Origin of the sequence: Enterobacter sp. UNJFSC 003 (assembly GCF_036903355.1) — a bacterium.
GTDB lineage: Bacteria > Pseudomonadota > Gammaproteobacteria > Enterobacterales > Enterobacteriaceae > Enterobacter.
In genome coordinates, this window is record NZ_JBAKHK010000245.1 from 1 (window position 1) to 256 (window position 256).

A 256-nucleotide genomic window follows, 5' to 3' on the forward strand; every position below is an offset into this window, starting at 1 on the left:
GTTCAGCGTGCGCTGGCAGAACTGGAAGGTGGTGCCGGTGCAGTGCTCACCAATACCGGCATGTCAGCCATCCATCTGGTAACCACCGTCTTTTTGAAACCTGGCGATCTGCTGGTTGCGCCGCACGACTGCTACGGCGGTAGCTATCGCCTGTTCGACAGTCTGGCGAAACGCGGTTGCTATCGCGTGTTGTTTGTTGATCAAGGCGATGAACAGGCAATACGGGCAGCGCTGGCAGAAAAACCCAAACTGGTAC

General features: G+C 56.6%; 1 protein-coding gene. It reads left to right on the forward strand.

Annotated elements, in window-relative coordinates:
- Positions 1 to 256 (forward strand): PLP-dependent transferase (locus V5P19_RS23990; protein ID WP_334408052.1); only part of this gene is annotated, 256 nt, incomplete at both ends.